This is a genomic window from Streptomyces sp. NPDC088124 (genome assembly GCF_040685895.1).
Lineage (GTDB): Bacteria > Actinomycetota > Actinomycetes > Streptomycetales > Streptomycetaceae > Streptomyces.
In genome coordinates, this window is sequence record NZ_JBFBJB010000006.1 from 192,627 (window position 1) to 214,095 (window position 21,469).

Sequence of the window (21,469 nt, forward strand, 5' to 3'; positions counted from 1 at the left end):
CCATGCTCGGACGTACGCACATCAAGAGATTCCGGATCCGCAAGCACTCCGTGCCGGAGGCCCGACGCCACGTCGAAGTGCTTCTGCGGCAGTGGCAACTCGGCTGCCTCGTCGACGATGTTTCCCTCGTCGCGAGCGAGTTGACGACCAACGTCGTCCAGCATGCCCGAGGCACCGGCGACTTCTTCGATCTGGGGCTGCGGCGCCGCACCGGCGCACTGATCCTAGAAGTGTCCGACTCGTTCCAGTGGAAGATGCCCGAGCTCATGAAGCCCGGTGACGACGACCTCGGAGGGCGCGGCCTCATCATTGTCGACTCGCTCTGCGAGGAGTGGGGCGTACGGCCACGTGATCCGGGCAAGACTGTCTGGGCGCGGCTGCCGATCGCGCACGAGGCGGCGGTGTGCTCGGAGTGAGGGACGCCTCTACGCGTGATCCGGCCCTGCTGTTCCCGTGTGAGGCGTGCGGCTGCCTGGTCGTCTCCTCGACGCTGCGGGCGCGTCCGGCCGGTCCGTACGGGCGCGGTACGCGGCTCGTATGCGTGGACTCGGGGGCCTGTTACGGACGTAGCCGGGCCGGGACCGGATCGTAGGCCGCGCGTCGGGCCGAAGCGCACCCCCGGGTTCTCCCCGGCGGCAGGCCACGGCCCGTACGGCGAACGGCGCCGGACTCAGCGGGCGAGGTGCCCCAGCGTCGCGCGGACCTGGTCCAGCGGGTGGTCGCCGACCGGGCGCAGGACGACCGTGTCCGCGCCCGCGTCCCACAGGCTCTCGACGCGGCGGGCGGTTGTCGCCGCGTCGCCCGCCGCCAGGAAGACCTCCTCGGGCGGGATGCCCAGCCACCCGGTGTACTCCTCGACCACCGGCGCGGTGGCCGTGGCGACGCGGTCGGGCCGGTCGTCCACGTACAGGTGGGTGAAGGCGATGAGTTCGTGCGGGCGGGGCGGGGTCGCGGCGGCGCGGCCCTTCCCGATGGTTTCGAGCGCGGCCTTGAGTACGTCCGGGCCCTGGCCCTCGGCCATGACCGTACCGTCGGCCACGCGGCCGGACAGTTCCAGCGAGCGCGGGCGTACGACACCGGCCACCAGCGGCGGTGCCACCTCCGGCGGGTGGACCAGGCGTACGCCGTCGATGTGCACCGCGCGGCCGTCCACCGTGGTGGTCTCTCCGCCGAGCAGGCTCCGTACCGCCGTGATCGTCTCCTCCAGCAGCGCGAGCTTGGTGGGGGAGACGGCGCCGACCTGGGCCATCCAGTCCGGGGCGCCGTGCCCGATGCCCGCGATGATCCGGCCCGGGAACACCCGGGCCAGCGTGGCGAGTTCCATGGCGAGGAGCGCCGGGTTGCGCAGCGGCGCCGGCATGATGCCGATCCCGACCCGCAGCCGGTCGGTGGCGGCCAGCGCGAGCGTCGCCGAGGACACCGAGCCCGCCCAGGCCAGGTCCTCCACGAGCCACAGGTCGTCCGCGCCGAGCTCTTCCACCGTACGGGCGTACGCCGCCAGCTCTTCCGGGCGCCCGTCTCTGTCGAACATCACGCCGATACGGCGGGAGGAAGCGAAGTCACTGGTCATCCGATGACCCTACTGTGACCGCCTGCGGCCAGGGGAGCCATCGAGCCGCGATCTTTGAGGCGCGATCACCGAGCCGCGATACGGGTCAATTCCGCGCTGAACTCCCGCAGTTCCGGCGAGGGCCGGGCGGCGGAGGAGACGAGCCCCGCCACGGACCGGGCCTGCTCGGCGACGCAGACGGGATCCATCAGCCCCGGCCCACCGTTCTGTCCGGGGTCCATCGCCTGTTCGGCTCCGGCCAGGACACCATCGGCCCCGATCCGGGGCGAGAGATAGCTGACCTCGGGCACGGTGACCGTCGAACCGTCGTCCATGTGGAGGGAGATGGTGAAGGTGTAGACCCACGGTAGTGCCCCCTCCACATGGCGCCCGGGCCCGACCGTGAACGCCACGCGCTCCTGCGCGTGCGGCGGAAGGGTGTACACCATCTTGCGGGTGGCCACCGACCCCTTGCCCACGTTCTCCGGTGCCTCGATGTCGTACTGCGCCATGATCTCGGTTCCGCCGGTGCCGCTGGCGGGACAGCCGACCTGGGTCGCCGCGCTGAAGCGCACCTTCGCGTGGCTCACCAGAACGGGGTCGTCGCCCGTGTTCCGCAGCACCGCGCTGACCACGGTCGCACTCTGCTCGATCCGGCCGGTGACCTCACCGTCGAAGACGCGGTCGGCGGCGATGTTCTCCTCGCGGTCGACATCGGAGTTGACCAGGGTGACGGCAGGCGGTGGTTCCGGTTCCGGCTCCGGGGTCGGTCGGGGCTGCGCGTCGGGCCAGAAGAGGAAGATCAGCCCGGCCACTCCGCCGACGACGGCGACCACTCCGCCGACGGTCGTGAGGATCTCCTGCGGTCTGCGCCAGAAGGGGGTGGCCGGCGCACCACCGTCTCCGGCACGGTCCCCGGACCCGTTCGCGCCCCCGTTCCCGTTCCCGTCCCCGGATCCCTGACCGGCTCCTTCGTCGGCGTCATCCCCCGCGCTCGTGCGGCGCGTTTCTTCCTCTCCCATGGTCTCTCCCTCCCCCACCCGGGTGAACAGCCATACCCGTCACAGCCGTCCCGGTTGTTGTGCGCGGCTGCCGCACCGGATTGAATCCGGGAGAAGACCAGTCACGAACAGCAGCGAACGGGGAGCCAGTTGAGAGCCCGACACCACCTCAGATCCACCCGGCCGACGCGTACCGTCCGTACCGTACTGCCCACCCTGGCCGCCGCCTTCGCCCTCCTGGCGGCCCCCGGTGGCGCCTACGCCGCGAGCGTCCAGCACCCCCTGGAGTCCGCTCCCGCCGTGCTCGCCGCCGCCTCCCTCAAGGTCATGGACTGGAACATCCAGGGCGGCCAGGGCACCGACGGCGTCACCGACATCAACCGGATCGCGCGCGTGATCGGGGATCAGGATCCGGATGTCGTCACCCTCCAGGAGGTGCACGACAACCGGGCCGTCGGCGGGCCCAACCAGTGGCAGGTACTGCTCGACGCCTTCCCCCAGTACGTCGCGCACTTCGCCAGGAGCGACACCAATGCCCTGGGCGGCGTCGCGGGCAATCTCATTCTCAGCAAGTACCCGATCAAGGAGAAGCTGACCTACCAGCTCCCGCAGTATCCCAGCGGCACCACCGCCGTCCTGCGCAGCCTCGGCGGTGCCCGTCTCGACGTCGAAGGGACCGACGTACGCGTCTACACCACCCACCTCTCGGCCGGGGTCGGCACCGAGGCCACCGAGCGCCGCAACCGGCAGGCGCGCGCCGTCATCGACAAGGTGTCCGGCTCCCTGATGACGACGCCGATGCTGCTCACCGGCGATCTCAACGTGCGCCCCGACGACGCGATCAGGCCCTGGTTCGCCGCCGCCGACTGGATCGACTCGTGGACCCGGGTGAACGCCAATACGGGCAGCGGCGCGGTCACCCACCCCGGGGACGGGCTCGACGACTCCCGTATCGACTACGTCTACGCGACGCCCGCGTTCGATGTCGGCGCCGCCCGTACCGTCGCGACCACGGCCTCCGACCATCTGCCCGTCGTCACCGACCTGACCGTCCGCCCGGCGCCCGTCACCAAGGCCGGGTCCGTGTCGGCCGGCGCCGACTCCCGCGCGGGATGGGCACAGCTCGCCGTGGCGGGGGACGGCAGCGCCACCCTGCGGGTCTGCGACAACAAGGCGGACGGCTGGGGCGTACGCGGCTACGTGTACGCGACGTCGGGCGGCGCCCAGGTCCTGACCGGGGCGGACGGGGCGTACGCCGACCGCTGCACCGACTTCGGGACGGGGGCGGGGGCCGTGACCTCACCTGTCGTCAAGGTCTGTCTCTACCAGAGCGGTGTGGAGAAGGACTGCCGGCAGCGGCAGCTCCTCTGAGCCGACGGGCCGACGGGCCGACAGCCGAGTGCGCCCGTCCCCTCGTTCAGGGGACGGGCGCACGGGGCGGACAACGGCGGCGAGGAGAGGAACGCAACTCCGGCCCGCTCACTCCTCCAGCGTCAGGCCCTTTCTGAGCTTGACCAGGGTGCGGGTGAGCAGCCGCGACACATGCATCTGCGAGATGCCCAGCTCCTCCCCGATCTCCGACTGCGTCATGTTCGCGACGAAGCGCAGGGAGAGGATCGTACGGTCGCGCGACGGCAGCGTCGCGATCAGCGGCTTCAGCGACTCGACGTACTCGATGCCTTCGAGCCCGTGGTCCTCGTACCCGATCCGGTCGGCCAGCGCGCCCTCGGTGTCGTCGTCCTCGGGCTGTGCGTCCAGCGAGCTCGCGGTGTACGCGTTGCTCGCCGTCATGCCCTCGACGACCTCCTCCCTGGTGAGGCCGAGGTGCTCCGCCAGTTCCCCGACGGTGGGTGCGCGGTCGAAGCGCTGCGCCAGTTCGTCGCCCGCCTTGGCGAGGTCGAGGCGCAGCTCCTGGAGCCTGCGCGGTACGCGTACCGACCAGGACGTGTCGCGGAAGAAGCGCTTGATCTCGCCGATGATCGTCGGCATCGCGAAGGTGGGGAACTCGACGCCCCGGCTCAGTTCGAAGCGGTCGATGGCCTTGATCAGGCCGATCGTGCCGACCTGGACGATGTCCTCCATCGGCTCGCTGCGGGAGCGGAACCGGGAGGCCGCGAACTTCACCAGGGCGAGGTTCAGCTCGACCAGGGTGTTGCGTACGTACGCGTGCTCGTGGGTGCCCTCTTCCAGCGCGTCCAGGCGGGCGAAGAGGGTCTTCGACAGGGCCCGGGCGTCCACCGCGCCCACTTCGTCGAAGGGCGGGATCTCGGGCAGGTCGGTGAGCCCGTCGGGGCAGTCCTCGGGCTGCCGCGCCGCGTCGGACGGAGCGTCGGACAGCGCGTCACGCGGCGCGTCGGACAGAGTGACGTGGGTCTCAACAGCTGGGGGCGGAGTTGCCGACGGCGCGTTCTGGGTACGCGGTTCGTCGAGCCGGGGTGACATGGTCTCCTCCATACGTTCTCGGCATATGGCTGCCGAAGCCGATATGTGTTGCTCCGGTTTGCGGCGCCTCCAAAGCCGGTCGCGGGCGGACGTGTCCCTACTAGCCCTACCCGGTAGGCAGTGACCGTTGCAAGTGTTAATTGCGGCATATGTCCATATTGTGGGGGACTTTGGGTACCGCCCGAGGTGTGAAAGGCGTAATGTTCGACGGGCGTCATCCGCTGGTGATGACGGCGGGACGGACCACTGTCGGCATGATCGACACCATCGGCGAAGAGGGACGGGCATGGACCGCCAGACGGTCGGCAGCACGAACCGGGGCCGGCTTCAGGTCGGAGTTCGGGCCGAGGGCCCGAGCGAGGTAGTGACGGCGGTCGGTGAGCTGGATCACCATACGGCCGAGTTGTTGCGCGAGCCCCTGGAGGACGCCCTTGAGCGGGGCCGGGTGCGCCTGGTGATCGATTGTTCACAGCTCGAATTCTGCGATTCCACCGGGCTCAACGTGCTCCTCGGTGCCCGTCTGAAGGCGGAGGCCGCCGGGGGAGGGGTCCATCTGGCCGGAATGCTGCCCGTCGTCGCGAGGGTCTTCGAGATCACCGGGGCGGACGCCGTGTTCACCGTCCATGACTCGCTCGCGGACGCCCTGGCCGGCTGAGCGGGTCCGGCCCGCGCCCCGGCTCGTGCCCCCGCCTCCATCCCGGCGACGCCCCTCCGTCGCTCCCGCCGCCAAGCGGATCCGACCCCTTTCATGGCCTCTTTTCCGCCTTGTCGTGGCAGCGGGGGCCGCTGTGTTGCCTGTGTCACGACGCCCGTTCGATGAAGTGGGTGTTGTCACGATTCGGAGGGGCAGAAGACCCCGGGCAGGCCTCGCGGGATCCTGGCTCGCACCATTGATGAAGCTGTATTGAACTTGTACTGAAGTTGTATTGACGTCGCATTGTTGAACTCACGCATTGGTGAATCGGTGAGGTGAAGCGCTGATGAGCACCACCCGGCAGCCGCCGCCGGGCGACCTCGGCCCCGAGTCGGACCGGTCGGGGCATTCCCCCGTGGCGTCCGACGCGCGGGTGCGGACGCTCGTACTGGCCGGCGCCAGCGGTGTTGTCCCGCTCGCGCGTGACTTCACCCGCCAGGCGCTCCACGACTGGGGCTGGCTCCCGGCCGCGACCGCCGACCGCCGCGCCGCCGCGGAGGACGTCCTCCTGGTCGTCTCCGAGCTGGTCACCAACGCCTGTCTGCACGCCGGCGGCCCCGAGGGGCTGCGCGTCGCGTACACCGCGAAGGTGCTGCGGCTGGAGGTCAGCGACCTCGGCACGGGCCAGCCGGCGCCGCGCACCCCGCACCGCGCGGGGCGTCCCGGTGGGCACGGCATGTTTATCGTGCAGCGGCTCTGCCTCGACTGGGGTGTCGTCAGGACGCCGGGCGCGGTGGGCAAGACCGTCTGGGCGGAGCTGTCCGCTCCGGCGTGACGCGCGTAGGCCGTACGTACGAGAAGGGGCGCCGCGACCGGATCGACCGGTGCGACGCCCCTTCCCGTACGCCGTCACGGGCACGCGCCCGTGCCCCCGTACGTCAGCGGCTCAGCGGATGTCGCCCATCAGCGCCCTGACCTTCCGCCGGTACATGAAGACCGCGATCCCCGCCGCCGTGGCGAGCAGTGCCTCCAGGGCCACCACGCCCGTACGGCTCAGATCGACGCCGCCGATGGAGAGCAGCCCGGTCACCGAGTCGCCCGCCGTCACCGCCAGGAACCAGACGCCCATCATCTGGCTCGCGTACTTCGCCGGCGCCATCTTCGTCGTCACCGACAGGCCCACCGGCGACACGCACAGCTCACCGACGGTCTGGATCAGATAGATGCCCACCAGCCACATCGGGCTGACCAGCGTCCCCCCGTCCGCCAGGAAGAGCGGGATCAGGAAGAAGAAGAACGAGACGCCGATGAAGAACAGCCCGGCGGCGAACTTCACGACCGTGCTGGGCTCCTGGCCCCTGCGGTTGAGCCACAGCCAGAACCAGGCGATGACCGGCGCCAGCGCCATGATGAAGACGGGGTTCAGCGACTGGTACCAGGACGTCGGGAAGGACAGCCCGAAGAGCGAGTCGGCGGCCTTCGTCGTGCCGAACGCCTGGACCGTCGAGCCGCCCTGGTCGTAGATCATCCAGAAGACCGCGGCGGCCACGAAGAACCAGATGTACCCGGACATCTTGGTCTGCTCGGTCGCCGACAGTTCCTTGTCGCGCTTGATCCTGATCAGCACGGCGGCCGGGATGGCCAGGCCCGCCAGGGTCAGCGGGACCATCGCCCAGTTGAGCGTGAAGTTGCCGCTGAGGACGACGGCCGCGTAGAAGACGGCCGCGATCAGCAGCCAGGTCAGGCCCTTGCGCAGCCAGGCGGCGCGCTCCTCGCGGGAGAGCGGGGTGGGGACCCGGCTGCTCTGCGGGCTGAGGTGCTTCGTACCGAGCAGGAAGGCGGCCAGGCCGATGGCCATGCCGACCGCGGCGAGCGCGAAGCCGAGGTGCCAGCTGTACTTCTCGCCCACGGTGCCGATGATCAGCGGGGCGAAGAAGGCGCCGATGTTGATGCCCATGTAGAAGACGGTGAACCCGCCGTCGCGCCGCGGGTCGTTCGGGCCGTCGTAGAGATGGCCGACCATCGTGGAGATGTTGGCCTTCAGCAGGCCCGAGCCGAGCGCCACCAGCGCCAGACCGGCGAAGAACGTCCCCGTGCCCGGCAGGGCGAGCGTGAGGTGGCCCAGCATGATCGTGCAGGCCGCGATCGTGACGGTCTTGCGCGGGCCCCAGACCCTGTCCCCCAGCCAGCCGCCGGGCAGCGCCAGCAGATAGACCATCGACAGGTAGATGGAGTAGATGGCCGTGGTCGTGGCCAGGTCCATCGCGAGGCCGCCGCCCTGAAGCCCCTTCGAGGCATCGGGTCCGCCGGAGAGCAGATAGATGGTGAGCAGTGCCCTCATGCCGTAGAAGCTGAAACGCTCCCACATCTCGGTCATGAAGAGGGTGGCCAGTCCGCGGGGGTGGCCGAAGAAGGTCTTCTCCGGTCCGGCGGGTACGCCGGGCGAATCGGGCGAATCCTTCATCAGGCTGGACGCCATGGTCGATCCTTCGTGGGGGGTCTGCACAGAAAAAGGACCTTCGGCGCTCAGCAGGCCAAAGGTCCCCGGGTGGTACTACAGGCGTCTCGCCACCATACGGCACGACAGAGCGCCATATGGAAGGGTATGAGAGATGGATCACAGGTTTTTATGGAACCAAACGCTTATATTCGAAGGCGGATCATCCGATCGAACCACTGAGCCGCAGGCGTCACACCGAACCCCGTCCGTACCCCCTCCGCGGCTCGTCCACGGCCCGCCGGACGCCCCACCGGGCGCCCCGCCGCGCCCCCGTGACGGTCGCCGAGCACTTCCCGACCGGCACCCTTCGCGGTCTACCATCACCCCATGACCCGTGTACTGCTCGCCGAGGACGACGCTTCCATCTCGGAGCCGCTGGCCCGCGCCCTGCGCCGGGAGGGATACGAGGTCGAGGTCCGCGAGGACGGTCCGACCGCGCTGGACGCCGGACTCCAGGGCGGCGTCGACCTCGTCGTCCTCGACCTGGGGCTGCCCGGCATGGACGGCCTCGAAGTCGCCCGCAGACTGCGCGCCGAAGGCCATACCGTCCCGATCCTGGTGCTGACCGCCCGCGCCGACGAGGTGGACACCGTCGTCGGGCTGGACGCCGGCGCCGACGACTACGTGACCAAGCCGTTCCGGCTGGCGGAGCTGCTGGCGCGGGTACGGGCGCTGCTGCGGCGCGGTGCCGCGGACCCCGTGCCGGCCCCGGCCACCCACGGCGTGCGGATCGACGTCGAGTCGCACCGGGCCTGGATGGGCGACGAGGAACTGCAGCTCACGGCAAAGGAGTTCGACCTGCTGCGCGTCCTGGTCCGGGACGCGGGCCGGGTCGTCACCCGCGACCAGTTGATGCGCGAGGTCTGGGACACCACGTGGTGGTCGTCCACCAAGACGCTCGACATGCACATCTCCTGGCTGCGCAAGAAGCTCGGCGACGACGCGGCGAACCCGCGGTACATCGCGACGGTACGGGGCGTCGGCTTCCGCTTCGAGAAGAGCTGACGTGCTGAAGTACTGCAGTGCTGAAGTACTGAAGAGCTGATGCCCGGAGGGCACCGTGCGCCGTCGTCTGATCAACTCCACGCTCGCCGTGGTGCTTGTCGTCATCGCCGTCTTCGGGGTGTCGCTCGTCATCGTCGAGACCCGCACCATCAGCAACAGCGCCCAGGAGAGCGTGGACTCCGAGGCGCTGCGGCTGGTCAGCATCGTCGACAGCCGGCTGATCGGCGGCGACCGCATCACGGCCAGGATCCTCTCCGAACAGATCGACCAGACGCGGTACGCGCGGATCGAGATCCCCGGCCGCGCGGACGTCGAGATCGGTACGCGCCCGACCGGCAGTGTGATCCGCGCGAAGGCGGAGGGCGAGGAGGGCGAGACCGTCATCGTCGAGGAGGCACGCTCCTCCGTCACCCGTGAGGTCGGCCGTACGCTGCTGATCATCGGCGCGGTGGCGCTGCTCGCCGTCGTCGCCGCCGTGCTGCTCGCCGTGCGCCAGGCGAACCGGCTGGCCTCACCGCTCACCGATCTGGCGGAGACGGCGGAGCGCCTCGGCTCGGGCGACCCGCGCCCCCGGCACAAGCGGTACGCGGTGCCCGAGCTGGACCGGGTCGCCGATGTCCTGGACTCCAGCGCCGAGCGGATCGCGCGGATGCTCACCGCCGAGCGCCGGCTCGCCGCGGACGCGTCGCACCAGCTCCGTACACCCCTGACCGCCCTGTCCATGCGGCTGGAGGAGATCTCCGCCACCGACGATCTGGACACGGTCAAGGAGGAGGCCATGATCGCGCTGACGCAGGTCGAGCGGCTCACCGACGTGGTGGAACGGCTCCTGACCAACGCGCGCGACCCCCGGACGGGCTCGGCCGTCGCCTTCGATCTCGACGAGGTCGTCAAGCAGCAGATCGCGGAGTGGCGGCCCGCCTACCGCAGTGCTGGGCGCGCCATCGTCTGTTCGGGGCGGCACGGCATGCGGGCGGTCGCCACGCCGGGCGCGGTCGCCCAGGTCCTCGCGGCGCTGATCGAGAACTCGCTGATGCACGGCGGCGGTACGGTCGCGCTGCGCACCCGTGTCACCGGCAACCAGGCGGTGATCGAGGTGACGGACGAGGGGCCCGGCGTACCGGCGGACCTCGGGGCGCGGATCTTCGAGCGGACCATCAGCGGCCGGAACTCCACCGGGATCGGCCTCGCCGTCGCCCGTGACCTCGCGGAGGCGGACGGCGGACGGCTGGAGCTGCTCCAGCAGCAGCCGCCGGTCTTCGCGCTCTTCCTCAGCAGGGAGGCCCGTACCCGCAAGGCGACGAAGGACCCGGACCGCCCGGTCCGCTGACGCGGCTCGCGGCGCCGCGGACACCCGGACGCACGAAAGCCCCCGGTCAGCGAAGACCGGCCGGCTCTGACTCCGGCTGCTCCGCGTCGCCGGAGGCGGGCAGGGCCCTGAAGACCCAGGTGCGGTAGGACCAGAAGCGGAACAGCGTGGCTATCCCGATGCCGAGGAACTTGAACACGTTGCTCTGGAGCGGGGTGTCCCAGCCGAAGCCGTACGTCGCCGTGTACAGCACCCCGTTCTCGATCACCAGCCCGACCACGCTGAACAGCAGGAAGAGCGTCAGCTCGCGGGTGCGGCGGCTCTTGTCGCGGTCCCGGTAGGTGAAGTAGCGGAACCCGACGTAATTGCAGGCGATCGCGACGACCGTGGCGAGGATGCTGGCCCGGACCACGGGCAGTTCCGTGGTGTGCCGTACGAGGTTGAAGACCAGCAGGTTGACCAGCAGGCCCACGCCGCCCACCGCCCCGAACTTGGCCACCTCGCGCACGAGCCGGCCCAGTCGCACGCGGAGTGCGCCCTCTTCGCTCATCTGCCCGTTCAGCCCCGTCCGGTCGGTATCGGTGTCGGTATCGGTGTCGGCGTGCGGTATTGGCGTCGGCATGCGGTATTGGCGTGCGGTGCCCGTGATCGGCACCGCCGGTCGGACCATGCTAACCAGCGCCCCCGGAGCCCGCCCCTCCGTCCACAGCCCGGCGGCGCCCGGCAGCTCCCCGCGGCGGGTGCCTGTGGACAAGTGGGCGGGCCGGGGCGGGCGGCGGCTACGCTAGCTGCGTGACGTTCCCGGTAGTCGGCATGGTCGGCGGCGGTCAGCTCGCCCGTATGACCCACGAGGCGGGCATCCCCCTCGGCCTCAGATTCAAGCTCCTCAGTGACACCCCCCAGGACTCGGCGGCCCAGGTGGTGAGCGAGGTCGTCGTGGGCGACTATCGCGACCTGGACACGCTGCGTGACTTCGCGCGCGGCTGTGACGTGATCACGTTCGATCACGAACATGTCCCCGTCGAGCACCTGCGTGCCCTGGAGGCCGACGGCATCCCCGTCAGACCAGGCCCGGAGGCGCTGCTGCACGCCCACGACAAGGGCGTCATGCGCGCGCGGCTCACGGAGCTGGGCGCGCCCTGCCCGCGCCACCGGATCGTGGCCGACGCGGCCGACGCCGCGGCCTTCGCCGCCGAGGGGAGCGGCTTCCCCGTCATCCTGAAGACGGTGCGCGGCGGGTACGACGGCAAGGGCGTCTGGCTCGTACGGTCCGAGGCGGACGCCGAGGAGCCCTTCCGCGCCGGGGTCCCGGTCCTCGCTGAGGAGAAGGTCGACTTCGTACGGGAGCTGGCGGCCAATGTCGTCCGCTCGCCGCACGGCCAGGCCGTGGCCTACCCCGTGGTCGAGTCCCAGCAGGTCGACGGCGTCTGCGACACGGTCGTCGCGCCCGCGCCCGGCCTCTCGGAGGAGCTGTCGGGCGAGGCCCAGCGCCTCGCCCTGCGCATAGCCGCCGAGCTCGGCGTGGTCGGCCATCTCGCCGTCGAGCTCTTCGAGGTCAGGTCCGAGGACGGCACGCCCGGCATCCTCGTCAACGAGCTGGCGATGCGCCCCCACAACTCCGGGCACTGGACGCAGGACGGCGCGATCACCTCGCAGTTCGCCAACCACCTGCGGGCCGTTCTGGACCTGCCGCTGGGCGACCCGCGCCCGCGCGCGCCCTGGACGGTGATGTGCAACGTCCTGGGCGGCGACTACCCCGACATGTACGCGGCCTATCTGCACTGCATGGCCAGGGACCCCCAGCTCAAGATCCACATGTATGGCAAGGACGTGAAGCCCGGCCGCAAGGTGGGGCACGTCAACACCTACGGCGACGATCTGGACGACGTGCTGGAGCGCGCCCGTCACGCAGCCGGCTACCTCAGAGGAACGATCACGGAATGACCCCACCTGTCGTTGGCATCGTCATGGGTTCCGACTCGGACTGGCCCGTCATGGAAGCGGCGGCCAAGGCCCTCCACGAGTTCGAGATCCCGTACGAGGTGGACGTCGTCTCCGCGCACCGCATGCCGCGCGAGATGATCTCGTACGGCGAGGACGCGGCGGGCCGCGGCCTCAAGGCGATCATCGCGGGCGCGGGCGGCGCGGCCCACCTGCCGGGCATGCTGGCCTCGGTGACCCCGCTGCCGGTGATCGGCGTCCCCGTACCCCTGAAGTACCTGGACGGCATGGACTCGCTGCTCTCCATCGTCCAGATGCCGGCGGGCGTCCCCGTCGCGACGGTCTCGGTGGGCGGCGCGCGCAACGCGGGCCTGCTGGCCGCCAGGATCCTCGCGGCGCACGACCCGGAGCTCCAGGGCCGGATGCGTGAGTTCCAGCAGGAGCTGAACGACCAGGCGTCGGAGAAGGGCAAGCGGCTGCGTGCCAAGGTCGAGGGCTCGGAGCACTTCGGGTTCGGAAAGTGACCGTGCCCGTTCCGGCCGTGGAGCCGGACCACCTGGCGGCGGCCCGCGCGCTGCTGGCCGACGCCCCGGTCGTCGACGGCCACAACGACCTGCCGTGGGCGCTGCGCGAGAACGTCCGGTACGACCTGGACCGCCTCGACATCGCCGGGGACCTGTCGGGGCACCTCCACACCGACCTGCCCCGGCTGCGGCGCGGCGGCGTCGGCGGCCAGTTCTGGTCCGTCTACGTACGGTCCGACATGGCCGGGGACGACGCGGTCAGCGCGACGCTGGAGCAGATCGACGTGGTCGGCCGGCTCCTCGCCCGCTACCCCGACCACCTGGTCCGCGCGCTGACGGCGGACGAGATGGAGGACGCGCGCCGGCAGGGCAGGATCGCGTCGCTGATGGGCGCCGAGGGCGGCCACTCCATCAACAACTCCCTCGCCACCCTGCGCGCCCTGCACACCCTGGGCGTCCGGTACATGACGCTCACGCACAATGACAACGTGCGCTGGGCCGACTCCGCCACGGACACCCCGTCGGTGGGCGGTCTCTCGGCCTTCGGCCGCGAGGTGGTCCACGAGATGAACCGCGTCGGCATGCTGGTCGACCTCTCGCACGTGGCCGCCACGACGATGCGCGACGCGCTCGACACGACGGCGGCGCCGGTGATCTTCTCGCACTCGTCGGCGCGGGCGATCTGCGACCACCCGCGCAACATCCCGGACGACGTCCTGGAGCGGCTGCCCGCCAACGGCGGCGTCGCGATGGCCACGTTCGTACCGAAGTTCATCCTCCCGGCGGCGGTGGCGTGGACGAGGGAGGCCGACGCGAACATGCTGGCGCACGGCCTGCACCCGCTCGACACGACCGCCGACGCGATGCGGGTCCACGAGGACTTCGAGGCGGCGCACCCGCGCCCGGTCGCGACGGTCGCCACGGTCGCGGACCACCTCGACCACATGCGTGAGGCCGCGGGCGTCGACCACATCGGCATCGGCGGCGACTTCGACGGCACGGCGTTCACCCCGCGGGGCCTGGAGGACGTCGCGGGCTACCCGAACCTGATCGCGGAGCTGCTGGCCCGGAAGTGGTCGACGGCGGACGTCTCCAAGGTGACCTGGGGCAACGCGGTACGGGTGCTGCGGGCGGCGGAGGACGTCTCGCGGACGCTGCGCACGGAGCGGCCGCCGTCGCAGGCGACGATCACGGACCTGGACGGCTGAGGACAGCCTCCGTACGAGCCGGGCCTCCGTGCGAGCCGGGCTTCCGTACGAGCCGGGCCTCCGTGCGAGCCCCGGCCCGCACGGAGGCCCGGCCGACCCACCGGTTCAGCCGTCTAGCCGGCGCAGAGGCAGAACGGATGCCCGGCCGGGTCCGCGTAGACCCGGAAGGACCGATTCCGGTCCTCCGTGTCGAGCGGTACGGCGCCCAGCGCCAGCACCTCCCGCTCCGCCGCGTCCAGGTCGGGCACCGTCAGGTCGAGATGGAACTGCTGCGACCCCTCCGCCGCGGGCCACGCGGGCGGTACGAAGCCGGGCGCGGCCTGGAAGGCGAGCGGCGTGCCGGGGAAGCCGGTCAGGTCGACCCACCTGTCGTTGCCCTCCTGGACCTCCTCGACCTCACCCCCCAGCACCTGGGCGTAGAAGCGGGCGAGCGCGACCGGGTCGGGGCAGTCCAGGACGACGGTGCCGAGCGTGGCGATGGCCATAGTGTTCGCTCCTCAGAGATGGATGGTTACTGCTAAGTGACCTCAAGAGGTAACCGTTACCTCATGGTCCCGTATCGGAGGTAACGTCGCAACCATGAATGACCGCCCGCCCGCCCCCGGAGCGCTCGCCCTGGTCCAGTCCCTCGTCAACTCGCTGGACATCGAGACGGGCGCCGACCGGCTCGGCACGGCGGAGGGCCGCGCCGCCTTCGGCCTCGCGGAGCGCGAGGTCCCGGCGGCCCGCGCCCTCCGCGAGGCCCTGCGCACCGCCTGCCTGGCGCACGCGGGCGTACACCCCCGGGGCCGCTCCACCGCCGCCCTGGACGGACTGCTCGCCGAGGCGCCGCTCCGGGTCACCGTCGACCCCGCCGGCAAGGCGGCGCTCCTCCCCGCCGCCGCGCCCGACGCCCTGCTGTCCCGCGTGGCGGCGGCCATCGCGGAGGCGTCCGCCGACGGCACGTGGCACCGGCTCAAGGCGTGCGAGGCCGACGACTGCCAGTGGGCGTTCTACGACCGCAGCCCGGCCGGCCGCGGCCGCTGGTGCTCGATGTCGGTCTGCGGAGCCCGCGCCAAGATGCGCGCGTACCGGGCCAGACTGACGGACGGCGGCGCGACGCCCCACTGAGCCCGCGCGACGCCCACCGGCCGGCGACCCGCCCCACCGAGCCCGCCCCACCGAGCCCGCCCCACGCCGGGCACCGACGCGGCCCACCCGCTCAGGCGCGCGGGCGCCCCATCGCGCGGTACGTCCACCCCGCCGCGCGCCACCGCTCCGGGTCCAGCGCGTTGCGGCCGTCCAGGATCAGCCGGCGCGACGCCGACGCGCCCAGGACCGCCGGGTCCAGCTCGCGGAACTCGCGCCACTCCGTCAGATGCAGCACGACATCCGCGCCACGCACCGCGTCCAGCGCCGACTCCGCGTACCCCAGCGTCGGGAAGAGCCGCTTCGCGTTGGCCATGCCCTTCGGGTCGTAGACCGTGACCTGGCCGCCCTGGAGGTGGATCTGGCCCGCGACATTGAGCGCGGGGGAGTCCCGTACGTCGTCCGAGTCCGGCTTGAACGTCGCGCCGAGCACGGCGACCCGCTTGCCCAGGAACGACGAGTCGCCGCCCACCGCCTCCCGCGCCAGCTCCACCATGTGGCCGCGCCGCCGCATGTTGATCGAGTCGACCTCGCGCAGGAACGTCAGCGCCTGGTCCGCGCCCAGCTCGCCCGCCCGCGCCATGAAAGCCCGGATGTCCTTGGGCAGACAGCCGCCGCCGAAGCCGATGCCCGCGCGCAGGAACTTCTTCCCGATGCGGTCGTCGTACCCCAGTGCCTCCGCCAGCTTCACGACATCGCCGCCGGCCGCCTCGCAGACCTCGGCCATCGCGTTGATGAACGAGATCTTCGTCGCCAGGAAGGAGTTGGCGGAGGTCTTCACCAGCTCGGCCGTCGGGAAGTCGGTCACCACGAGGGGCGAGCCCTCGGCGATCGGCGTCGCGTACACCTCGCGCAGCGTCCGCTCGGCCTCCGTCGCGCCCGTACCGTCCGTGGCGCCCGTACCGTCCGCGCCGCCGGTACCGCGGACACCGATCACGATCCGGTCCGGGTGCAGCGTGTCCTGTACGGCGAAGCCCTCGCGCAGGAACTCCGGGTTCCAGGCCAGCGTCACCTCCCGCCCCGCCGGCGCCACCTCGGCGATCCGGGCCGCGAGCCGGTCCGCGCTGCCGACGGGCACCGTGGACTTGCCGACGACCAGCGCGGGCCGGCTCAGATGCTTGGCCAGGCTCTCGACCGCGGCGTCGACGTAACTCATGTCGCACGCGTACTCGCCGTGCTTCTGGGGGGTGTTCACGCAGACGAAGTGCACATCGCCGAAGTCCGCGACCTCCGCCCAGTCCATGGTGAACCGCAGCCGCCCCGTCGACCCCTCGATCCCGGCGACATGCTTGCGCAGCAGTTCCTCAAGGCCGGGTTCGTACATGGGGACGCGGCCCGTGGAGAGCAGCTCGATCTTCTCCGGCACCACGTCGAGCCCGAGGACCTCGAAGCCCAGCTCCGCCATGGCCGCGGCGTGTGTGGCGCCGAGATAGCCGGTGCCGATCACAGTGATCTTGAGGGCCATGTGGGTGCTCCAAGGAGAGACGGGCAGGTGCGGGCCCGAGCATAGCCGCGCGTCGGAGACGCCCCGCAGGGGCACTTCTCCCTCCGGGAACTCTCCGGTCTCCCTCCGTGGGATCTCCGAGGGATCTGCGGGGGATCTCCTGGGGACGCTGTCGGCGAACTCACCTGTACCTGCGCCGTCACCGCCGTCTAAAATTGGGTTACTTAACGGTAGTTAGCATCATGGGGAGTGAGAGACAGTGGCCGGATCAGCTGATTTCGACCTGTACCGCCCGTCCGAAGAGCACGACATGCTCCGCGACACCGTGCGCGCGCTCTCCGAGGCCAAGATCGCGCCGTTCGCCGCGGCGGTGGACGAAGAGGCCCGCTTCCCGCAGGAGGCGCTGGACGCGCTGGTCGCGTCGGACCTGCACGCCGTCCACGTCCCCGAGGAGTACGGCGGCGCCGGCGCCGACGCGCTCGCCACCGTGATCGTCATCGAGGAGGTCGCCCGGGTCTGCGCCTCCTCCTCCCTCATCCCGGCCGTGAACAAGCTGGGCTCGCTGCCCGTGATCCTCGCCGGGAGCGAGGAGCTGAAGAAGAAGTACCTGCGCCCGCTGGCCCAGGGCGACGCGATGTTCTCGTACTGCCTCTCCGAGCCGGACGCGGGCTCCGACGCGGGCGGCATGAAGACCAGGGCCGTACGGGACGGCGACCACTACGTCCTCAACGGGGTGAAGCGCTGGATCACCAACGCGGGCGTCTCCGACTACTACACGGTCATGGCCGTCACCGACCCGGACCGGCGTACGAAGGGCATCTCGGCGTTCGTCGTCGAGAAGTCCGACGAGGGCGTCTCGTTCGGCGCCCCGGAGAAGAAGCTCGGTATCAAGGGCTCACCGACGCGCGAGGTCTACCTCGACAACGTCCGCATCCCGGCCGACCGTCTGCTCGGCGCGGAGGGCACCGGCTTCGCCACCGCGATGAAGACCCTCGACCACACCCGCATCACCATCGCGGCCCAGGCCCTCGGCATCGCCCAGGGCGCGCTCGACTACGCCAAGGGCTACGTCCAGGAGCGCAAGCAGTTCGGCAAGCCGATCGGCGACTTCCAGGGCGTCCAGTTCATGCTCGCCGACATGGCCATGAAGCTGGAGGCCGCCCGCCAGCTCACCTACGCGGCGGCGGCCAGGTCGGAGCGGGTCACGGCGGGCTCCGCGAAGGAGGACCTGACCTTCTTCGGCGCGGCGGCCAAGTGCTACGCGTCGGACGCGGCCATGGAGATCACGACGGACGCGGTCCAACTCCTCGGCGGCTACGGCTACACGCGCGACTACCCGGTGGAGCGCATGATGCGCGACGCCAAGATCACTCAGATCTACGAAGGCACCAACCAGGTCCAGCGGATCGTCATGGCCCGCAACCTCCCGTAGGGCGGTGGCGAAGGGCCGCGGCCCCCGGCGTCACACCAGGGGCCGGGGGGCCTGGGGCCGAGAGCGCGGGCCCGGGACATCAGCGGATGGTGACGGGGATCTCACGGCCGCTCGACGCGTAGTGCGTCTTCACCGTGTCGACGTGGCGCATCTGCCAGGTGCCGTTCCGCAGCACCGTGAACTGCTTGCTGAACGTGCCGTTCGCGAGGGTCGTGGCGGTGCCCAGCTCCTTCCAGGCCGCGCCGGGCGTGGCGGCCTTGAAGTAGACGCGGACCTTCCGGCCCGCGTACGCCTTCCAGGTGGTGCCGGACTTCTGCATCAGCGTGCCCTTGGCCGTCAGCCTCGTGCCCTTGCGGATGCCCTCGGGCGCGACGCTGTCCTTCCGGATCTCGGTGTACGCGCGGCCGAGGTGGTACACGCGGCTCTCCACGCCCGGGGCGGCCAGATGACGCAGACGCCAGTAGCTGCCGGCCACCCCCTTCGTGGGAGCCGTCCGGTGGAACGTGGCTCCGTAGACGGCCGTGAACTGGCCGACGCTCGACCAGTTCTGGCCGTCCGGGGAGTGGTCGATGGAGACCTGTCCGGTCGTCCCGGCGGGGTACGAACCCGAGGTGACTCCCAGTCTGCCGCTGAAGGTGACCTTCCGGTACTTGTCCACAGCGGCCTCGACCGCCGAGAAGGTGCTCGTGGCGGCCGTCGTGACCTGGAAGTCGTACGGGGATGCCCCCGCGAACCACGGCTCCTGGCCGACGCCGACGCGCGTCGTACCGTTCTTCGTGGCGGTGAAGGCGCCGGCGAAGGTGCCGTCCTCCTTGGTGCTGGTGACGGGCCGGCCGCCGACCAGGACGCCGACGCCGCCGGCCGGCTTCTCGGTGCCGTCGTCGGCCGTACGGGTCACCCTGCCGCGCACGGGGACGTCGCTGCCCAACGGGGCCGTGACCGGCCCGGCGGGGGTGTCCACCGCCAGTTTCAGCGGCTGCCTCCGGACCGACACCGGGAACGAAGCGCTGTTCTCCTGGAACCAGACGTTGATCCGCTCGTCGGCCTCGTAACCGCTGAACTCGAAGGGGAGGGAGAAACGTCCCGCCTTGTCGACCGTCTTCGGCGGCTGGTCCCGCAGCATGTAGCGGGAGTGGATCGTGGCGCCCGTGAACGGCTTGACCTCGCGCGTGTTCGGGTCCCGCGCGACGAGGGTGCCGTTCACCGTGACCGCGCGGTGGTCGTACGAAACGGTCTGGCGGTCGGCGGTGGCGGTCAGCTTCCGGTCGAGGCCGTAGTTCAGCTCACCGTTGTCCCGGTCGACGAGTTCGCCCGCCGTACCGGCCTTGACCACGAGGTCGATGGCGTACACGCCCATCGAGGGCAACTCGACCGGGTCGGTCCAGAACTGCCGCTCCAGGCAGTCGTACGCGGTGGGGCAGCTGTCGGCGTCGTTGAGGCCGAGCGTGGCGAGCACCGTGTCGCTGCCCTTCGCCCGGATCCGGACGGTGACGTCGGACGGCAGGGAGTTCCGCTCCCAGTGCTCGTAGAGCACATGGATCCGGCCGTCCTTCTCGGCGCTCCACGCGAACGACCGGAGGTCGGTCTCGGCCGCCTGCGCGCCGGGCGCGACGACCAGCGTGGACACGGAGAGCGCGACGGCCGTGCCGACCACGGCCAGGAACTTTCTCAAAGGTCCTCCATCGGACATGTGCGTGGATCTACGGCACATTCGACGCGTCGACCAGGAGGAAGGTTGTACGCGCGGACCCGCCCGCGTTCCGGCACGCGGTAGCCCCCGTGCACCCGCCGCCGGAGCGGGGGTGCACGGGGGCTACGGACGACGACGCCGGTGCCGGTCGCCGGCCTCAGTCGCTGGTGACGGTGACCTTCTCGTCGTTGTTGAGCTGGTTCACCAGCTCCTTGACCTTCGTCTTGTCCCAGACCAGGTTGCCGCCCACGCTGCCCGAGATCGGCATGTTCATGGAGGTGCCGTCGCCGCCCGTGATGCCCTTCATCGCGAAGAACATCTGGCCCAGCGACCAGAGCGACATGTCCTTGTCCACGATCAGGGTGTCCAGGCCCGCGCCCATCGTCGGGTAGAGCTTGAACGGGTTCAGGATCGTGCCCGGCGTGGCCGTCTGCGAGGCCAGGGCCGCGAGGAACTTCTGCTGGTTCTTCGTACGGTCCAGGTCACTGGCGGCGAACGCGTACCGCGTCCGTACGAAGGCCAGCGACTGCTCGCCGTCCAGGGTCTGCTTGCCCGCCGGGAAGTCGGCGCCCGACTTCTTGTCCTTGAACGCCTTCGGGATGTCCAGCTCCACCCCGCCGATCGCGTCCACGATGTTGGCGAAGCCGGCGAAGCCGATCTCCACGTAGTGGTCGATGCGCAGCCCGGTGTTGAACTCGACGGTACGGACCAGCAGCTCCGGGCCGTCCTCCGCGTACGCCGCGTTCAGCTTGGTCTGGCGGCCCGTGTTCGGGTACTGCTTGCCGGACTCCGAGCCCACGAACGACGGGATCGTCACGTTCGAGTCGCGCGGCAGCGAGACCAGCGTCGGGCCGTTCGACCCGTCGTGCAGGATCATCATCGAGTCGGTCCGCTTGCCCTCGGCGGAACCGGTGTGGAGCTTCTTCTTGTCCTCGTCGGACATGCCCTCGCGGCTGTCGGACCCCACGATCAGATAGTTGGTGCCGTCGCCCTGTTCCGGCCGCTCGATGACCTTCGAGAGATCGACCTCGCGCCGGAGCTTGCCGTCGGCCCAGAAGTACGTACCGATGGACGTGCCCAGGAACAGCACCACGAGGACCAGCGCGCCGATCTTGATACGGCGCCCCCAGTCGGGCGCGTACCTCGGCTGGGAGGGCCCGCCGCTCTGCGGGGGGATGTAGCCGCCCCGCCCGCCGTCGCCGCCCCCGCCGCCCGCGGGGGAGCCGTAGACCTGGCCCGTGTTGTACCCGCTGTCGTAACCGGGATCCCGGCCCTGGCCGTACCCCTGTGCCTGCTGGGGTACGCCGCTGCGCCGCACATGCGGCATGACCTGCGCTCCCTCGGGCTGCGTGCCTCCATTGCCGCGCCCGTAACGGTCGCCACGGTCGCCGGTCCATCCATCAGTCATGCGGACAGTGTGCCGGGCGGGGCCGGGCCCCATACAGGGAGGTGGGAAATAGGGTCGGCCCCGTTGCGAATCTGATGCAATGCGAACCGGACCGGTGCCGTCCCGGAGGTTTGACCGCGCCGTTGCTGGAAAGCCTCTACGGCGCTACGGGCAGGCCCCTACGGGCAGGCCCCTACGGGCAGGCCCCTACGGGCAGGCCCCTACGGGCAGGCCCCTACGGGCAGGCCCCTACGGGCAGGCCCCTACGGGCAGGC

At 70.7% G+C, this 21,469-nt stretch carries 20 protein-coding genes; 11 read left to right on the forward strand and 9 right to left on the reverse strand.

Annotation, left to right across the window (positions count from 1 at the left end; translation table 11 throughout):
* Window positions 1-2: 2 nt before the first annotated feature.
* Window positions 3-416, forward strand: coding sequence for an ATP-binding protein (locus tag AB0P17_RS07205; RefSeq protein ID WP_365808377.1), 414 nt, complete (start codon window positions 3-5; stop codon window positions 414-416).
* Window positions 417-670: 254 nt separating this feature from the next.
* Here AB0P17_RS07205 and AB0P17_RS07210 read toward each other — a convergent pair whose 3' ends face one another.
* Together AB0P17_RS07210 and AB0P17_RS07215 are read right to left on the reverse strand one after the other, a co-directional pair.
* Complete coding sequence (locus AB0P17_RS07210; protein ID WP_365808378.1) at window positions 671-1,570, reverse strand: LLM class flavin-dependent oxidoreductase; 900 nt, start codon at window positions 1,568-1,570, stop codon at window positions 671-673.
* A gap of 65 nt (window positions 1,571-1,635) precedes the next feature.
* A complete protein-coding gene (locus tag AB0P17_RS07215; protein ID WP_365808380.1) occupies window positions 1,636-2,571 on the reverse strand; it encodes a hypothetical protein in 936 nt (311 codons plus the stop codon).
* A 129-nt stretch (window positions 2,572-2,700) separates the two neighbouring features.
* On the opposite strand from AB0P17_RS07215, the gene AB0P17_RS07220 reads away from it, so the two are divergent.
* Window positions 2,701-3,921: an endonuclease/exonuclease/phosphatase family protein gene (locus tag AB0P17_RS07220; protein ID WP_365808382.1), complete on the forward strand. Its 1,221-nt coding sequence runs from the start codon at window positions 2,701-2,703 to the stop codon at window positions 3,919-3,921.
* Between the two features lie 108 nt (window positions 3,922-4,029).
* Here the strand turns inward: AB0P17_RS07220 and AB0P17_RS07225 are convergent, their stop codons facing one another.
* On the reverse strand, window positions 4,030-5,004 hold the full coding sequence (locus tag AB0P17_RS07225) for an RNA polymerase sigma factor SigF (protein ID WP_365808384.1): 975 nt from the start codon (window positions 5,002-5,004) through the stop codon (window positions 4,030-4,032).
* Between the two features lie 274 nt (window positions 5,005-5,278).
* Here AB0P17_RS07225 and AB0P17_RS07230 point away from each other — a divergent pair, with 274 nt between their 5' ends.
* A complete protein-coding gene (locus tag AB0P17_RS07230; RefSeq protein WP_365808385.1) occupies window positions 5,279-5,647 on the forward strand; it encodes an STAS domain-containing protein in 369 nt (122 codons plus the stop codon).
* Between the two features lie 325 nt (window positions 5,648-5,972).
* Window positions 5,973-6,461: an ATP-binding protein gene (locus tag AB0P17_RS07235; RefSeq protein ID WP_365808387.1), complete on the forward strand. Its 489-nt coding sequence runs from the start codon at window positions 5,973-5,975 to the stop codon at window positions 6,459-6,461.
* Between the two features lie 111 nt (window positions 6,462-6,572).
* Here the strand turns inward: AB0P17_RS07235 and AB0P17_RS07240 are convergent, their stop codons facing one another.
* Entirely contained in the window at window positions 6,573-8,105 is a 1,533-nt protein-coding gene (locus AB0P17_RS07240; protein WP_365808389.1) for an oligopeptide:H+ symporter, read from the reverse strand.
* 348 nt (window positions 8,106-8,453) lie between these two features.
* On the opposite strand from AB0P17_RS07240, the gene AB0P17_RS07245 reads away from it, so the two are divergent.
* Window positions 8,454-9,131, forward strand: a complete 678-nt coding sequence (locus AB0P17_RS07245) for a response regulator transcription factor (protein ID WP_365808391.1) — start codon at window positions 8,454-8,456, stop codon at window positions 9,129-9,131.
* 55 nt (window positions 9,132-9,186) lie between these two features.
* A complete protein-coding gene (locus AB0P17_RS07250) occupies window positions 9,187-10,461 on the forward strand; it encodes an ATP-binding protein (protein ID WP_365808392.1) in 1,275 nt (424 codons plus the stop codon).
* Between the two features lie 46 nt (window positions 10,462-10,507).
* Here the strand turns inward: AB0P17_RS07250 and AB0P17_RS07255 are convergent, their stop codons facing one another.
* Window positions 10,508-10,990, reverse strand: coding sequence for a GtrA family protein (locus tag AB0P17_RS07255; protein WP_365808478.1), 483 nt, complete (start codon window positions 10,988-10,990; stop codon window positions 10,508-10,510).
* A gap of 242 nt (window positions 10,991-11,232) precedes the next feature.
* On the opposite strand from AB0P17_RS07255, the gene AB0P17_RS07260 reads away from it, so the two are divergent.
* Genes AB0P17_RS07260 through AB0P17_RS07270 form a run of 3 tightly spaced genes read left to right on the forward strand, consistent with a single transcriptional unit; the run spans window position 11,233 to window position 14,113 of the window.
* Window positions 11,233-12,384 (forward strand): 5-(carboxyamino)imidazole ribonucleotide synthase, encoded by a 1,152-nt coding sequence (locus tag AB0P17_RS07260; RefSeq protein WP_365808394.1) that lies wholly within the window; start codon window positions 11,233-11,235, stop codon window positions 12,382-12,384.
* A complete protein-coding gene (gene purE / locus AB0P17_RS07265; RefSeq protein WP_365808396.1) occupies window positions 12,381-12,905 on the forward strand; it encodes a 5-(carboxyamino)imidazole ribonucleotide mutase in 525 nt (174 codons plus the stop codon). The genes AB0P17_RS07260 and purE overlap by 4 nt, the downstream gene beginning before the upstream one ends.
* Entirely contained in the window at window positions 12,902-14,113 is a 1,212-nt protein-coding gene (locus AB0P17_RS07270; RefSeq protein WP_365808398.1) for a dipeptidase, read from the forward strand. Before purE ends, AB0P17_RS07270 begins: the two co-directional genes overlap by 4 nt.
* A 113-nt stretch (window positions 14,114-14,226) precedes the next feature.
* On the opposite strand, the gene AB0P17_RS07275 is transcribed toward AB0P17_RS07270, so the two are convergent.
* Window positions 14,227-14,598, reverse strand: coding sequence for a VOC family protein (locus tag AB0P17_RS07275; RefSeq protein ID WP_365808400.1), 372 nt, complete (start codon window positions 14,596-14,598; stop codon window positions 14,227-14,229).
* A gap of 94 nt (window positions 14,599-14,692) precedes the next feature.
* Here AB0P17_RS07275 and AB0P17_RS07280 point away from each other — a divergent pair, with 94 nt between their 5' ends.
* Complete coding sequence (locus AB0P17_RS07280; protein ID WP_365808401.1) at window positions 14,693-15,223, forward strand: CGNR zinc finger domain-containing protein; 531 nt, start codon at window positions 14,693-14,695, stop codon at window positions 15,221-15,223.
* 91 nt (window positions 15,224-15,314) lie between these two features.
* Here the strand turns inward: AB0P17_RS07280 and AB0P17_RS07285 are convergent, their stop codons facing one another.
* The gene (locus AB0P17_RS07285) at window positions 15,315-16,706 is read right to left on the reverse strand and encodes a UDP-glucose/GDP-mannose dehydrogenase family protein (RefSeq protein ID WP_365808403.1); all 1,392 of its coding nucleotides are present in this window, start codon (window positions 16,704-16,706) and stop codon (window positions 15,315-15,317) included.
* A 238-nt stretch (window positions 16,707-16,944) separates the two neighbouring features.
* On the opposite strand from AB0P17_RS07285, the gene AB0P17_RS07290 reads away from it, so the two are divergent.
* The gene (locus AB0P17_RS07290; RefSeq protein WP_365808405.1) at window positions 16,945-18,117 is read left to right on the forward strand and encodes an acyl-CoA dehydrogenase; all 1,173 of its coding nucleotides are present in this window, start codon (window positions 16,945-16,947) and stop codon (window positions 18,115-18,117) included.
* Window positions 18,118-18,196: 79 nt separating this feature from the next.
* On the opposite strand, the gene AB0P17_RS07295 is transcribed toward AB0P17_RS07290, so the two are convergent.
* Complete coding sequence (locus AB0P17_RS07295) at window positions 18,197-19,789, reverse strand: hypothetical protein (protein WP_365808407.1); 1,593 nt, start codon at window positions 19,787-19,789, stop codon at window positions 18,197-18,199.
* 175 nt (window positions 19,790-19,964) lie between these two features.
* The gene (locus tag AB0P17_RS07300) at window positions 19,965-21,215 is read right to left on the reverse strand and encodes an LCP family protein (RefSeq protein ID WP_365808409.1); all 1,251 of its coding nucleotides are present in this window, start codon (window positions 21,213-21,215) and stop codon (window positions 19,965-19,967) included.
* Between the last annotated feature and the right edge of the window lie 254 nt (window positions 21,216-21,469).

What these genes read in the sequence shown, in the direction of transcription:
- AB0P17_RS07205 (WP_365808377.1), top strand. Translation starts at nt 3, where the DNA reads ATGCTCGGACGTACGCACATCAAGAGATTCCGGATCCGCAAGCACTCC.
- AB0P17_RS07210 (WP_365808378.1), bottom strand. Translation starts at nt 1,570, where the DNA reads ATGACCAGTGACTTCGCTTCCTCCCGCCGTATCGGCGTGATGTTCGAC.
- AB0P17_RS07215 (WP_365808380.1), bottom strand. Translation starts at nt 2,571, where the DNA reads ATGGGAGAGGAAGAAACGCGCCGCACGAGCGCGGGGGATGACGCCGAC.
- AB0P17_RS07225 (WP_365808384.1), bottom strand. Translation starts at nt 5,004, where the DNA reads ATGGAGGAGACCATGTCACCCCGGCTCGACGAACCGCGTACCCAGAAC.
- AB0P17_RS07230 (WP_365808385.1), top strand. Translation starts at nt 5,279, where the DNA reads ATGGACCGCCAGACGGTCGGCAGCACGAACCGGGGCCGGCTTCAGGTC.
- AB0P17_RS07235 (WP_365808387.1), top strand. Translation starts at nt 5,973, where the DNA reads ATGAGCACCACCCGGCAGCCGCCGCCGGGCGACCTCGGCCCCGAGTCG.
- AB0P17_RS07240 (WP_365808389.1), bottom strand. Translation starts at nt 8,105, where the DNA reads ATGGCGTCCAGCCTGATGAAGGATTCGCCCGATTCGCCCGGCGTACCC.
- AB0P17_RS07245 (WP_365808391.1), top strand. Translation starts at nt 8,454, where the DNA reads ATGACCCGTGTACTGCTCGCCGAGGACGACGCTTCCATCTCGGAGCCG.
- AB0P17_RS07255 (WP_365808478.1), bottom strand. Translation starts at nt 10,990, where the DNA reads ATGAGCGAAGAGGGCGCACTCCGCGTGCGACTGGGCCGGCTCGTGCGC.
- purE (WP_365808396.1), top strand. Translation starts at nt 12,381, where the DNA reads ATGACCCCACCTGTCGTTGGCATCGTCATGGGTTCCGACTCGGACTGG.
- AB0P17_RS07275 (WP_365808400.1), bottom strand. Translation starts at nt 14,598, where the DNA reads ATGGCCATCGCCACGCTCGGCACCGTCGTCCTGGACTGCCCCGACCCG.
- AB0P17_RS07280 (WP_365808401.1), top strand. Translation starts at nt 14,693, where the DNA reads ATGAATGACCGCCCGCCCGCCCCCGGAGCGCTCGCCCTGGTCCAGTCC.
- AB0P17_RS07285 (WP_365808403.1), bottom strand. Translation starts at nt 16,706, where the DNA reads ATGGCCCTCAAGATCACTGTGATCGGCACCGGCTATCTCGGCGCCACA.
- AB0P17_RS07300 (WP_365808409.1), bottom strand. Translation starts at nt 21,215, where the DNA reads ATGACTGATGGATGGACCGGCGACCGTGGCGACCGTTACGGGCGCGGC.